General features: G+C 55.1%; 13 protein-coding genes. 4 read left to right on the top strand and 9 right to left on the bottom strand.

The features are described 5' to 3' along the window. The first annotated feature begins 250 nt into the window (after positions 1-250). Together DFP86_RS09940 and DFP86_RS09935 are read left to right on the top strand one after the other, a co-directional pair. Complete coding sequence (locus DFP86_RS09940; protein WP_133680714.1) at positions 251-526, top strand: barstar family protein; 276 nt, start codon at positions 251-253, stop codon at positions 524-526. Positions 527-594: 68 nt separating this feature from the next. Then, entirely contained in the window at positions 595-885 is a 291-nt protein-coding gene (locus DFP86_RS09935) for a hypothetical protein (protein ID WP_133680712.1), read from the top strand. Between the two features lie 383 nt (positions 886-1268). On the opposite strand, the gene DFP86_RS09930 is transcribed toward DFP86_RS09935, so the two are convergent. After that, positions 1269-1664, bottom strand: coding sequence for a hypothetical protein (locus tag DFP86_RS09930; protein ID WP_133680710.1), 396 nt, complete (start codon positions 1662-1664; stop codon positions 1269-1271). A gap of 521 nt (positions 1665-2185) precedes the next feature. Here DFP86_RS09930 and DFP86_RS09920 point away from each other — a divergent pair. Together DFP86_RS09920 and DFP86_RS09915 are read left to right on the top strand one after the other, a co-directional pair. After that, entirely contained in the window at positions 2186-2965 is a 780-nt protein-coding gene (locus DFP86_RS09920; protein ID WP_133680706.1) for an alpha/beta fold hydrolase, read from the top strand. A gap of 270 nt (positions 2966-3235) precedes the next feature. Beyond that, positions 3236-4426, top strand: a complete 1191-nt coding sequence (locus tag DFP86_RS09915) for an MFS transporter (RefSeq protein WP_133680704.1) — start codon at positions 3236-3238, stop codon at positions 4424-4426. A gap of 66 nt (positions 4427-4492) precedes the next feature. Here the strand turns inward: DFP86_RS09915 and DFP86_RS09910 are convergent, their stop codons facing one another. The 8 genes from DFP86_RS09910 to DFP86_RS09870 all read right to left on the bottom strand — a co-directional run bounded on the left by DFP86_RS09910 (position 4493) and on the right by DFP86_RS09870 (position 13912). Next, positions 4493-5221 (bottom strand): 2OG-Fe(II) oxygenase, encoded by a 729-nt coding sequence (locus DFP86_RS09910; RefSeq protein WP_133680702.1) that lies wholly within the window; start codon positions 5219-5221, stop codon positions 4493-4495. Further along, entirely contained in the window at positions 5222-6181 is a 960-nt protein-coding gene (locus DFP86_RS09905) for a hypothetical protein (protein WP_133680700.1), read from the bottom strand. A gap of 34 nt (positions 6182-6215) precedes the next feature. Continuing rightward, a complete protein-coding gene (locus DFP86_RS09900) occupies positions 6216-7010 on the bottom strand; it encodes an SAM-dependent methyltransferase (RefSeq protein WP_166642223.1) in 795 nt (264 codons plus the stop codon). Between the two features lie 54 nt (positions 7011-7064). Then, positions 7065-7301 carry a hypothetical protein gene (locus DFP86_RS09895; protein WP_133680696.1) on the bottom strand — a complete coding sequence of 79 codons (237 nt, stop codon included), beginning with the start codon at positions 7299-7301 and terminating at the stop codon, positions 7065-7067. Positions 7302-7688: 387 nt separating this feature from the next. Beyond that, positions 7689-9869 carry a catalase/peroxidase HPI gene (gene katG / locus DFP86_RS09890; protein WP_133680694.1) on the bottom strand — a complete coding sequence of 727 codons (2181 nt, stop codon included), beginning with the start codon at positions 9867-9869 and terminating at the stop codon, positions 7689-7691. 348 nt (positions 9870-10217) lie between these two features. Further along, positions 10218-10733 (bottom strand): DUF2867 domain-containing protein, encoded by a 516-nt coding sequence (locus tag DFP86_RS09880; protein WP_133680930.1) that lies wholly within the window; start codon positions 10731-10733, stop codon positions 10218-10220. Positions 10734-10808: 75 nt separating this feature from the next. Next, entirely contained in the window at positions 10809-13319 is a 2511-nt protein-coding gene (locus tag DFP86_RS09875) for a PEP/pyruvate-binding domain-containing protein (RefSeq protein WP_133680690.1), read from the bottom strand. Beyond that, a complete protein-coding gene (locus DFP86_RS09870; RefSeq protein ID WP_133680688.1) occupies positions 13316-13912 on the bottom strand; it encodes a TetR/AcrR family transcriptional regulator in 597 nt (198 codons plus the stop codon). Before DFP86_RS09870 ends, DFP86_RS09875 begins: the two co-directional genes overlap by 4 nt. Between the last annotated feature and the right edge of the window lie 196 nt (positions 13913-14108).

The raw sequence follows: 14108 nt of genomic DNA, 5'->3' as shown, positions 1-14108 counted from the left end.
ACCTGCTGTTGCACAATCTTTCGGTAAAGCGGCGGCTAGTGAATCCATTGGTCATTTAACTCGGCGAACCAGAGCACCTTCAACCAAGTGCCGACAGACCAATTTGGCCGACAACCTGACACCGCCGATGATCTTGGGCTTCATGACCGCTTCTGAGCCATTGCCGACATTGCCTCTAGATGTCGCGAAGGTCTACTATCGGCCAAGAGCGGTCGTCGATGAAGGACGGTTTTAAGCTGGACTGGAAAATATGCGGATCATCGTTGTTGATTGTCTCTCTGTTGAGTCCGAATCGGATTTCTGGGAGACGTACGTGGCATCTATCGAACCTGACGGTGCGAGCTGCTTTGGACGTAACCTCGATGCATTCTGGGATGGCCTGAATGGTGGTCCTGGATGGCCAGGTGATTGTGAAATTCAATTTATCAACACAAAGCACATGCAGGCGTTTCGCAATGGCTGTTTTCTCAAAGCGCTACATGACATTGCAAGCCCGTCAACCTTCGTAAAGATCTCGTTTGATTAATCACCTCGAATAACGCGGTCAGCCCCCCGTTATTCCTTTATTCTCCGGTTAATTGCGAATTAGAAGCCATGACGGTTTACACCTATGACCTGGAAATCATTCTTCCCCGAGTTGTCGGCCCCTTGCGAGAAATTTTGGAATTGGAGCTGAAAGCGGGAAATTCTGTTCAAGAGGTTGCTGTGCCGTGGCCGATGAAACAGGCGAATGTTTGGTTGGCTCAGCGATTTCACAAGGATTATGCTGCCGACTATCCTTCGCTTCGCTACACCTACTTGGGCGACCCAAGAAATTGGATTGAAGAATATGTGGATGTTGAAAATCAAATCATGGTGGCTGTAAGTGGCTCTGCTCGCTTCTAGCCACGCATTCAGGTCGATTCCTGCCTTTGCCTAAGGATAAAACCGGGCATTCACCCAACAACAAGGGTGGCTGTCCGGTTTTGGCTTCTGAGCGGACTCTTTGAGACGGCCACGCGACTGGCCGCTAAGGCCGAACTGCGGTCTTTTATCGAAACCCGCTTGGGTTTCGTGGATGCGGGGGATGGATGGCCGGTTTCTGCCGGTCATCAGACTCTCATAAGCCTAATATCCCATGAAGAAATCGATAGCGGGCCTTACTCTCTCCGTTCACTAACGGTCACCTTGTCACTTTACCGTTAAGTATGGCGTAGTATTGTAATTCGCCATAAAATGGAAGAGCCTCGCATCAGCGGGGCTTCTTTAGGTCTTACGATTATGTAAGACTAACTTGGAATGATCTGGTATTTCAACTGATCAATCAAGCCGCCACAGTTAATTCCCGTGAACATAATTACACAGTCAGTCGTAAGAGTGGCAGCATTTGTCGAGAGTTTACCCACCTTCGTAGAAGCGCCAAGAATTTCAAACTCTAAATAACTGACGACCATATAACCCTGATCGTTTTTTGCTTGCATTTTTTTTAGTACAACCTTGCCATCAGTGGGCATTTGTACTGTTACAGACTGCAAGCTGCCAGTATTGCCGCCATATTTAGTGTTGTTGATCATAATGGCGACTAGGGCATCGCCCCAATAGAAAGTGACTTGGGCACCAGCCATATTGATGGGTGTTGAGAAATTTCCTCCCCCACCACCAAAGGTTTGGTAAGTATCGGCCATATTATTTTCCTCAAAAGTAGCAATATAAATGCAAACGGCATTTAACAACTCTTGCCGTGACAACTATAGCCACTGTCGAATATACTGCCCCTGTCCTTTTGGACAAAATCTCCCACATACTGCCTCCATGCTTGACCCAGTGTAGTCAGAAGTGGGCCTGTCCGGAATTCCGTGTAAACCAGTCCTTGCTTTTCAACCTGTCGAAAGACGGCTATGGCCGATTTGCAGCCTTGCCGGCGGTAGTCAAGGCGACACAATTTGCGATTGTAGAACCGTCTACCAGATTCTTTGCCTGGTTGCGATCCTGAAGCAGAAAGTGACTCCACGACAATTGTCCCGACAGTGTCTTGACAATTTCCTCCTCGGGAAAGGCTTCAACAAAGCGCATCACTGCCTAAAGCTTTCGGCCGTAATCCCATAATTCCAATCAATTCCGTAATTAATTTCACATACTTCAGCTAAAAATCAATCTAAGTCATTTAGAATAAAAAAATAAATTTTTGCATCACAAGGAAATTTCAATGTCTATCCATGTTGCGGTCGCTGGCACGTCGATCAACTACACTGCCATCGGCACCGGCCCGGCGCTTGTGTTGGTGCACGGCACCAGCATCGACGGCCAAGGCAATTTCGGTCATGTCGCCCAGCAGTTCGCCGACCGGCGCACGGTGGTCATCCCGAATTACGGCGGCACCGGTGGCTCTACCATCCCCGACGGCCCACTGGCACTGGATACCTTGGTTGAACAGATCGCTGCGACGATTCGCCATGCATCGACCGAGCCGGTCGACCTGCTGGGCGACTCGCTCGGCGCCGTCGTGGCGGCGGCCACCGCGGCACGCCACCCCGAACTGGTACGCCGTCTGGTGCTGGTAGCGGGTTGGGCCGACAGCGCCGACACGCGACACCAGATGGTCTTTAGCACCTGGCGACAATTGCTGGATGGCGACGTCGCGCTATGCAACCGCTATGCGTTCGCCCTGGCGGTCAGCCCGGCATTCCTGACCGCCCTCGGCGCCGACACCCTCGCCGCACTGCTTGAACAATCGCCGCCGCCGGACACCCACCGCCGGGTGGAATTGGGATTACGCATCGATCTGAAAGCGGCGCTGGCGCACATCACGGCCCCCACCCTGGTGGTTCAATGCCGCCAGGACTACCTAGTGCCGGCGTATCAAACGCGCCAACTGCAGCAAGGTATTGCCGGCAGTCAGTATGTCGAGATCGATAGCGGCCATGCCGCTTTCGTCGAGAAGCCGGACGAACTCGTCGCCATCGTGCGACGGTTCTGTCTGGATTAAGCGCTTTCGCTTTTCTCGGTTCAAACCGCTTCGATGGGGACGGTCGACACATTACCGCTGAAACGTCCGTAGCGACTTGCGCTGCGATTACCGACAGCTCCGCACTTAATGATGACGGTTAGATTCCCGCTTGCTCAGTATATCCAGTTGACATAGCGAGCGCAAAACGGCAGGATGGTAGAAATTCAGAAAGCCAAAGCCCATGTGATTTTTCCAGAACAGAAACCCGCCCCCCCCTGAAATGGGAAACGTTTCATTTGGAGAAACCACATGTTTATGATTTTACTACGTGCCATGCGGCGTTATGGCTGGTTGCGTCGTCTATGTGCAGCATTGGCATTTAGCTCGATGGGTGCAGGCCTGACTTTTGTCGTTGTCTTTTCAGAGCTAACCAAGCTCAATGCCTCTCCGTCCTCCTTCGCGCTTGCATTCGTTTTTTCCACGGCCCCCGGTTTACTGGGCAGTATGATTGGCGAATACTCATTAAAACGCACCGACGCGGTCAACTGCCTAATTCTGGCCGAAATGATCGGGTTCTGTGGTCTGATCTTTCCTTGGCTTGGGGTGACTCTACACTCCATCACATTACTGCAAATGACCGAGTTGGCTTCATCGTTTGCGGCGGGAATAACACTTCCTTCAATCAGTCATTATGCAAAGTACATGCTACCGGATGAGGATCTGGCGGCCGCCGCTTTGATAGATACTTTGGCTTTCTCTTGCTACGTGCTGTTTGGCGTTGGGCTCGGCGTGATTTTGAGTCACTTTCTGGATGGCCAAGCTTTGCTGCTGGTGAATTGCTGCTGCTACATCGTATCGATCGCGGCGTTGATATTATTACCAAGACTGAAAAAAGCATTCGAGTCGGCTCAAAATGTTGAGGCATTACCTAAGTCGCTATCGCCCATTCAAAAGGCCAGCCTGGCGCTGCTACCCGCCTTGTCCCTGGTGGGCACGCCAGCGATGGCTCTACTTCCCGTACTCGTTCCCGGCACCGGCGATCGCTCTCAAATTGTCCTAGCCCTGCTTTTTGCTCGCAGCCTTGGGCAACTGTGCGGCCCCATGCTGGTAAAAGAGAAGCAACTCGAAGTACAGAACTTGTACTTGATCATTTTTTGCATGGTTGGATTTCTGGTCTGCTACCAGCTCATCGCGATATCGACCATTCTGGCCGTTGCGCTAGTACTGGTTTTTCTGGCGCACGTACTTTCCAATATCGTATTTAGTCTGGGTTGGTATGGCTTGTTACGAAATTTCAATGCGAAGCATGTGGCTGCAGCCAGTGCACGCAGTTATCGGAAGCAGGTCGTCGTCGGCGTGATTGTTGGCGGCATTGCGGGGCTACTGGCTGACAAAATCGGCGGCCAACTCTCGCTATTTGTCTGCTCGGGAATCGGGCTGATCATTGTCTCATCATTATTGATTCGCATGAACAAAGGCAACAAAGCAAGCTATCAATAATATTGTGGGCTTCATCCTGGACAGCGTTGGCTAGGTCTGCGCGACCTAGCCATCTTTCTTTAGGAACTAGTTGGACTTTTGAAAAAATCCAGTGACGGAACAACGCATGTTTTCGCCGGCATCCGCCTCTACCTTTTTTATACAATGAGAATATCCTGGCTTGATAATCACCAACCTGTTTGGCTTTGGGTAAATCCAAGTTCCAATACCATTATCGGAAATAGACCGCTCCCGCCTGGTCCAACCAAATTCCGGGCCAATACTTCCACTGCCGACACCCGACATTTCAAAAATATCAGCATCGTACTGGTAGATTTTTTCCGGAAGCCCCGAATTCTCGCTCACTTCACCGGCGATACACAATTCCCCTCCCCAGCTAGGCTTCCATTCCGGGTGAGCGTAAAAGATGAAAGCACCTTTGTATTGACAGTCGTCTTCGTGCCAGCCCAGCCCTGCACCGTTTGGATACAAAAAAGTAGTTAATGAAATAAAATCCCATTCCAGAAATTTTTCTAGAAACGAATCGATTTCAGACTCTAGCGACAAAATTCTTTCGGCAACAATGTTTATTGCATTCTGCTGGCTAGGTGCTATTTTTTTGCCTCCTCGCCCACATAGATAACTTCCGCTTGACAAGGGCTGCCCATCATTAACCCTCCACGCCTTGGACCAACCATTCGCATGAACAGGCGTGTAATTCTCGAATTGCATGTACAACTGTACGGCACACAACTCTTCCGGTGCCAACAAATTATCCAGCATCAGAAAACCTGGGCCATGCACGATATTAGACATTTAGTTACCTGCAAGATCAGTCATAGGATATGAACTCTTCGCCGAAAGGACTTCCGCCTCCTGTTTCCAGGCAACAATGAAGTCTTGCCATGGCTGAATGAATTTATCCCTTTCTTTAAATAGTTCAGACGCAAATTCTTTCCACATCAAGAATGCCTCGTTCTTGGCCTCATGCAACCAAGAAAGCGACTCGCTGCTCTTGCTTGCGTTTTTTTCTAAACTTACTAAAACTCTTTGTCTGAAATTGGTCAGCTCTCTATACACATGACATGCATTGATGGCTTGAAAAAATGTGAATGTGCGATCGCTTCTTTTGGGGAAAGACAGGATGTGTGAAAACGCATCGATGCCATCGATGCAATAGTTTGTTTTGGTAAAAGCGCAGTGCGCGTGCACCTGGTGATGCAAGGCTTCGTGATAGAGATTTTCTATAAATCCAAAACCACCAAACTCGCGAGGTATCTGTTTGAAAGGCGGAATGAAAAATAAAGAACCGTCAGACAAAAGCGTCGTATGTGGAACCATGTAAAATGATGCATTGCCAAAGCTAGAGGTTGCGCTCTTTGGCGTTAGCCATACAATTGACGAAGTAAATTCCGATATGAATTCCAGCTCATTGCGGCATACATCTTCAAATTGCTTTACGCCTGCTTCAATAAACGCTGCCCTGCTCTCGCTATATGATATGGGCTCGACTTGAAGATCATCCATCCCAATTGCTTTAATGATACTTTTACCATCTTCTGCGTCAAGCCAGTTGAGTTTCAAGCAACCAATATCAAAGCATCTGATGCTTTCGTGACTTATTGAAAATGGGATCTTCTCGAAGAGAGCTGGATCTCTGATTTCCGCGCATGCCGGAGGCCACAAGTCGCCTATGTCATATTTATAATTTTTATTTCCACAAATATTTTTGTAATGCCTTATCAAATCGCTCTTGCTTTTTGCTATTAATTCCATATCGTTCCCAGGACGGCGCCATATAGTGACAAAATTAGTTTACTTCTTCAATAGTTTGAATTCTTTTCAAAAAATCCCAATTTACTCTACTCTTGTCTGGAATGATGGACGGAACGAATAGGGAATGCATATAACTCACGCTACCCATCAAAACCTCTAACGCACCCAGTGTTCCCGCAATTTTTTCAAAAGGCACGCCTTGCGAGCTTGATGTACTTACCAGATATACGGTGTGATCTTTGTCATAGTGTTCTAGAAGTTTATTTTTCAAAAATGCAATGTTGTTATTTTCTGTAGGTTCAATGAAGTTCGTTTTTGAATTCCCTATTGAACATACGTGATATATAAAGTAATTGATGGATGCTTCCATCTTGTAGTTGTACAAAATCAATCTATTGGCATCCACAATGCAGGATCCTTCCTCTAGTGGATCCAACGCCAAGTCGTTAATCATGCCATCAAAACTAGATATTCCCGGCATGCATTTTAAATCAAGTCGTCCACTGTCTGAAATTTGTTGCAACTGCTGCACAATAGTGACGCCAACTCTTGGATGGCCTGAAATGATCAATGAAATAGTGCTTTCCGCACCAGATCCCACAAGTAATGCGTTTAATATTCTTGTATAATTATCTTTATCGATGGCATTATTGAAATATAGACTGGACAGGTCTTTTGCTTTCACATTTATCGATTCCAGCAACGCTTCCAGGCCATCAATTTTCCCTAGCCAAAATACTTGGCTTGATGACTTGATCGCATCAATCCCTTCTTGCGTTATCTGGCATGCACCGAGCATTCCACTTCCAATTATTTTTACCGTTGGCATTTTTCTCTCGATATTAAAATGCCCCGGCAAAAGCCGAGGCATTCGGCATGCTATTTAGAAATTGCCGATAACTTTTGCCAGATTCATCGGTGCTGCGGCTTGCAGGCGTGGGCTCATCACCATGGTGTTGGTGTCGAAGTCACCGATGACTTTAGCCAGATTCATCGGGGCAGCCGCTTGCAGGCGCGGGCTCATCACCATGGTATTGGTATCGAAGTCGCCGATGACTTTAGCCAGATTCATCGGGGCAGCCGCTTGGAGACGCGGGCTCATTACTTTATTTGCTTGCATTTGCAATCCTTAATTGTGTTTTAGTAAATACCCATCATTGGGCACATTGCACTACAAATTGCCAATGTCGTATGACATTGCGATATTATATTAATTCGCGGCAAATTTTTTGTAAACCCATGACGATTGCATAGATCGCAAATACGGGCCACCTACATGTGCAGAGAGGACAAGGAGGATCGTCGTGGCATGAGCAAAGAGATATGCGCTAAACGACATATTTGATGGTCTCAGCCAAAGCAGCACAAGGTGTGCCACCGAGACTGCAGGAGCGGCTTGAGCCGCGAGATACACTCTCTGCAACCAAATGGCCGGTCTGAAATCAGAACCGGCCATTGGTGCTTTGCTGCCCTGGCCACAGCTCAACGACCGGGGAGGTTTAGACGATCAAACCAAATCGAACCTGTCGGCGTTCATGACCTTGGTCCAGGCAGCCACGAAGTCATGGACGAACTTCTCCTGGTTGTCGTCCTGGGCATAGACCTCGGCGTAGGCACGCAGCACCGAGTTGGAGCCGAAGACCAGATCGACCCGGGTAGCGGTCCACTTGGTGCTGCCTGTCTGGCGATCCACGATGGCGTAGCTGTTGCGGCCGGTCGGCTGCCAGCTATAAGCCATGTCGGTCAGGTTGACGAAGAAGTCGTTGGTCAACGTCCCGACGCGATCGGTGAACACCCCGTGCCGGCCGCCGCCGTGATTGGTGCCGAGTACGCGCATCCCGCCGACCAGCACCGTCATTTCGCTGGCGGTCAGACGCATCAACTGGGCGCGGTCTAGCAGCAATTCCTCCGGCATGACCGCATAGTTCTCCTTCTGCCAGTTACGGAAGCCATCGGCCAAAGGCTCCAGCACGTCGAACGATTCGACGTCGGTCTGCGCTTCCACGGCATCACCCCGGCCAGGCGCAAAGGGCACGGTCACGTTCACGCCGGCCGCTTTCGCCGCTTGCTCGACGCCGACATTGCCCGCCAGCACGATCGCATCGGCCAGGCTGACACCGGACTCGTTGGCGATCGCCTCCAGGACGGCGAGCACTCTCGCCAGACGCGCCGGCTCATTGCCTTCCCAGTCCTTTTGCGGCATCAAGCGGATACGCGCACCGTTGGCACCGCCACGCTTGTCCGAGCCCCGGAAGGTCCGGGCGCTGTCCCAGGCGGTGGCGACCATGTCGCTAATCGAGAGGCCGGCAGCGGCAATCTTCGCCTTGACGGCCGCCACATCGTAGTCCTTGCGGCCTGCCGGCACCGGGTCTTGCCAGATCAGATCTTCCTGCGGCACATCCGGGCCGATGTAACGGGACTTCGGCCCCATGTCGCGGTGGGTCAGCTTGAACCAGGCGCGTGCGAAGGTTTCCGAGAAGTACGCCGGATCCTTATGGAAACGCTCGGCGATCTTGCGGTATTCGGGGTCGAATTTGAGCGCCATGTCGGCATCGGTCATGATCGGCTTGCGGCGAATGGATGGGTCTTCGACATCGACCGGCATATCCTCTTCGGCGATGTTGATCGGCTCCCATTGATGCGCCCCGGCCGGCGACTTTTGCAGCCACCAGTCGTACTTGAACAGCAGATCGAAATATCCGTTGTCCCATTGCGTCGGATGCGTCGTCCAGGCGCCTTCGATGCCGCTGGTCACGGTGTCGCGGCCAATGCCGCGGCGCTTATGATTGTTCCAACCCAGGCCTTGTTCCGCCACTTCGGCCGCTTCGGGAGCCGGCCCCAAATCGGCCGCGTTGCCATTACCGTGTGCTTTGCCGACAGTGTGTCCGCCCGCGGTCAAAGCCACGGTTTCCTCGTCGTTCATCGCCATGCGAGCGAAGGTCACGCGCATGTCCTTGGCGGTCTTCTGCGGATCGGGCTTGCCGTCCACGCCTTCCGGATTGACGTAGATCAGGCCCATCATCACGGCGGCCAACGGGTTTTCCAGATCGCGTTCTCCGGAGTAGCGGCTACCCGCGCTGCCTGTCGGCGCCAGCCATTCTCTTTCCGAGCCCCAATAAATATCCTTTTCGGGATGCCAAATATCTTCGCGGCCGAAACCGAAGCCGAAGGTCTTCAGGCCCATCGATTCGTAGGCCATGTTTCCGGCAAGAATCATCAGATCGGCCCAGCTCAGTTTGTTGCCGTACTTTTTCTTGATCGGCCACAGCAGGCGACGCGCCTTGTCGAGATTGGCATTGTCGGGCCAGGAATTGAGCGGGGCGAAACGCTGATTGCCGCTACCGCCACCGCCCCGGCCATCTGCGATGCGGTAAGTGCCGGCAGAGTGCCAGGCCATGCGGATCATCAAGCCGCCGTAATGCCCCCAGTCGGCGGGCCACCAGTCCTGGCTGTCGGTCATCAAGGCCTTGAGATCGTTCTTCAAGGCTGCGACATCCAGCGTCTTGACCGCTTCGCGGTAGTTGAAATCCGCGCCGAGCGGATTGGTTTTGCTGTCGTGCTGGTGCAGGATGTCCAGGTTCAGGGCCTTGGGCCACCACGCCATGGTCTGCGTGCCGGCAGCGGTGGCACCACCGTGCATGACCGGACATTGACCGCTTGTTTTCGTGACATTTTCATTCGTTGCCATAGTGCTCTCTCCCTGCGTATCAAAGAATTAGAAGGGCTACGACATCATCTTAGAGAATACTCACAAAAACATAAAATCAATTGATTGAATACAAACGATAGCTGAGAACTATTTTTCTTTGAATAAGCTGTGCAGCGTGCCGGAGGATTGTGTGCCACATCGGCGACCGAGAGATTCGGGTGAAAGGCGAGGGTCGGGGCTTCGGAACGCATACCCCCGGCGCCAAGAAGTAACCGAGCAATTGCAGGATTGTTATATCTCACATACGTAGACAAGCCACACCCCGGCCAACCCGCTTTTACGCCACATTGAACATTTCCATTTCGGGCATGGCAGACGCAGACGGGTTCAGACAGAGCGGCTTGCCACCTGTTCCAGACTAGCCCGCGCGATGACACGGTGGAACGGCTTGATTACCGCGAGGTACGTCCGTCCCAGCAAGTTATGGCAATGCACCACGGACACCACGACAAGCTCCCTACCGCCTGCCGCGCCCGTGCGCAGCTGGATCGCGAGCCGGAAATCGAGATGACTATCGTCCGCGCCCATCACAAGCTCGCCCGCACGCTTTGACAGCAGTGGAAAGAAACCGATCACCACCCCTCGCGCCGCCGCAGCAATACCGACCGCACGAGAGGATTTGACGCCGACTGTCGCCATAATCATGTCCCGCACACGCGTCAGCGCACGAATCCACCATGCCTGCCGCTCGAATCCAGCACGCGCCAGCACTTCAAGATCGTCGCTGGCGCCCGCCGGCAATTGAATCGCAAAAGCATCCAGCAGGTCCGCGCGTTTATACAGCGGCGCCAAGATACTGTCGGATGGCACGGGTATCTCATGCGCTTTATGGGCTTTGATCATCAAGCGGTTTCTCCATGGTTTGGGTTTAGCGCGAGCCTGCGCTAGACATTTTTCTCTGCGCCATCAGGCCGCAACTCATCTTTGGGAGGGCGCTGTGTTTACAATGCTGACCGTGCCGCACCAGCCGTCCACCGCCAGCGGTTGGCCATCCTGCAATTGCGCGAGGATGCCCGGCAGGTTGGCCACGGCCGGGATGCACAGCTCGCGAGCGACGATGGCCCCGTGCGACAAGTAGCCGCCGGTTTCCATCACCAGCGCGCCGGCTTTCAGGAGCAGCGGCGTCCAGGCCGGGTCGGTGGAGGGCGCCACCAGCACATCCCCGGGCGCCAGGCGCGCGCTTTCCGACGGGTGACGGATCAGCCGCGCCGCGCCTTGCGCTTGGCCCACGCCTATGGCCAGGCCGCGCCAGCTGGCATCTGACGCCAAGATGGGCGGCGGCGCGATGGATTTACCGTCGAGCACCACTTCCGCCGCCGGGTTTTCCTGCCAATGTTTGGCCTGGCGCAGGCGATCCTGCACGCGATGACGCGTTGCGTGCGTCGGCAGCTGGCCGTGCAGCGCGGCAATCATCTCCTCGGGCAACAACTGGAAGGTCTGGGCGGCGGCGCCCAAGTGGCCGCTGTTCGTCAAGCGTTGGCCGATTTCCAGCGCCAGCAGGCGCATGGCTTCGCCAAAGGCGGAAAAAGCGCTGCGGGCGGCTTCGCGGTCATTGCACTCCACTTGGGTCTTGCGCAGGAACAGGCGCGCCTGAATGCGCGCGCCCCAGGGCAGCGCGCTGTTCAGGCGTTGCCAGGCTGCCTGTTGTGCGGCTTGCTGGCGCTGTCGCAGCGCGTCCGGGTCTTGCTGCATCAGTGCGGTTATTTGTTCTAGTAGATAGCCCGGCTGCTCGCGCCAACGCGGTGAGCGGACATAGGTTTCGTAGATCCCGCGATGGCCGTAACGCTCCAGGAAGGCGGCAAATGCCAGCCGGAACGGGTGCTCGGCGGGCAGCGTCCGCCAATCCGCGCCCGCGCGTAGCATGGATGAGGCGGCTTGGTCCTGGCGCGCCAGCGCCGACAACGCCAGCAGGTCCAGGCTTTGCTGCGCGGTGACGCTGGGTGGGCCGCCGGCCAGCAGCGCGGCGCTCAACGCGGCCGCCTCTCCTGGCAGATGACGCTCCAGCAGTTCCATCAACATGGATAGGCTGCCGCCGCTGGAGCCTTGCAGGTAAAGCAAATCCAACTGGGCATACACGTGGCCGGCCTGGGCCAGCATGCGCTCGGCCAACGCCGGGCCGTCCAGCCGGGAAAGGTCTTCCCGACGCCATTGCGCAGCCCGCGCGTGGGTGTCGGCAACCTGAGCCCTGCCGTTGCGGCGCGCCCCCTTGTCCTGCCAGGCATAGCGCAACATGTGGCCCAGCCGGCGCAGCTTCTGGCGCAGGGTGGCCGGCGGCACGACAATGTCCGGGTGATGACCGCCCATCATGCGGTTGATCAGCGCCGGCTGGATGCCCAGCGCGTCATAGCCTTCCCATTGCAGCAGCGACACGTTCAAATACAGCCGCCCCTGGATCAGCGCCGCGCGTTGCGCGCCCGGCAGCAGCCGGTAGCCGGCGCGGCGCCAGCCTTGCTCCAGCATCAAGTTGACCATCTGGCGCGACGGCCCCCAGTCGAAAGCGTCCATCACGTCCGGCACCACGTCGCGGGTATTGCCGTTGGACCATATGGTGCCTTGGCCTGAGAGGCCGGGGTAGCTGGGCCAGACGTGGGTGGTGATGGGGCGCGCCTGTACCAGCTGAAAATGCCGGCCGTCCCAAGTCCATTCGAAGTCGTACCAGGGTTCGGCCAGGTCGAGTGCTTGCGCGGCGTCGCGCACTAGGCGCGCCAGGGTTTGCGCCTCTTCGTCGCTGAGAATGGCGCTCCGGTCGCGCTGGATGGCGATTGCTTGCGTGATGTCGCGCGGGAAAGTGAGCACGATCTCCTCGCCATTCACCGCGCCGGCCACCAGTTGATCCGCCAAGCCGGAGATGGCGCTGATCACCACTTGGTCGTCGCGGCCGGAGAGCGGGTGGCAGCTGAAGGCGATGCCGGAGCAGCGCGCTTCTATCATCGGCATGATCACCACGGCCATGCCGCCATCGGCTGGCGGTAGGCCGCGATGCGCGCGGTAGGCGGCGGCCTCGTCCGACCACTGAGAGGCCCACACCGCGGGGATGGCGTCCAGCACCGCCGTCAATCCCCGCACGTGCAGCCGGCTTTGATGCAGGCCGGCGAAGGAAGCTGAGCGGGAGTCTTCCTGGGTGGCGGAGGAGCGCACCGCCAGCGGCCGCTCCAGCCAACCGCGTGGGCTGAGGGCGGCTTCGATTTGCGCCGCCAGCTCGGGCGGAAGCGGCCGGCTTGCCACTTGCGAGCGCCGTTCGGCCTGCGGTATGGCTTGGGCGAGGAAATCTTCGCCCAGCGCGTCGCGGCAGGCGGCGGCCGTCAGCACCAGCATGTCCGGCACCGGCAAGCCGTAGCGATGCAGGCGGCCGAGTCCATAAGCTTTGCCGCCGGCGATGGCGGGGCCGGCGTGTTCCGCGGCGGCAAGATCGAGCAGATAAGTTTTCATGTGCGCGCGCCTTGCAAAAAGAGATCCAGGATTTCGTCGTAGCCCTGCTGCAGCGAGCTTTCCGGCGTCTTGAACCAGTACATCAGCGCGCCCATGTGCAGGAAGGCCAGGTGGCGCGCCAGGTGGCTGGCGGCAATGTCCGCGCGGATTTCACCGCTTTGCTGGCCGGCGGCGAGCAACTGCAGGTAGATGCGGTCCAGCCCGCTGCGGTTTTCCGTGCCCATGCTGGCGATGGGGCGGCAGAGCCGGTGCTGGATGTAGGGGCCGATGTATTCGCGTCTTTCTTCGGAATAACTGGCGGAGGCGCGCAGGAACAAGCGCAGCCGGGTGGCGCAGTCGGGCGCATCCGCCAATTGCTGCTGCATGCTTGGCAGCGCGGCGGCAAGATCCGCGTGCATTCGATGGGTGACCAGCGCTTCCTTGACCGGGAAATACTTATACAGGGTGCCCTTGGCCAGATCGGCGCGTTGGGCGATCTGTTCCATGGTCACGGCTTCGTAGCCGTATTGCGAGAAGAGCTCGAACGCGCACGCCACCAGGCGTTCCATGGTTTGCTGGCGCTTGCGCTCGCGGCGGCTGTTTTCGGCTTCCATTATTTATGAACGAAGTATAAAAATGAACGACGTTCAATATTGCACTTGTCATAGCAATTGGCAAGCGCTATGCATTTAGGTAAGCGAAGGTGTTGCTTTATTGGATGATGGGCGTGCGCGATGGCAGGCCGGGCGCGGCTCAGGGCGAGCGCTTACCGCTGGAGCGCCAGCGGCCATTCAAGCATGCCTGTCGGCA

Source organism: Paludibacterium purpuratum, from assembly GCF_004363805.1.
Lineage (GTDB): Bacteria > Pseudomonadota > Gammaproteobacteria > Burkholderiales > Chromobacteriaceae > Paludibacterium > Paludibacterium purpuratum.
Note: the sequence above shows the minus strand (reverse complement) of the source record. Positions and strands in the feature narration are given on the sequence as shown.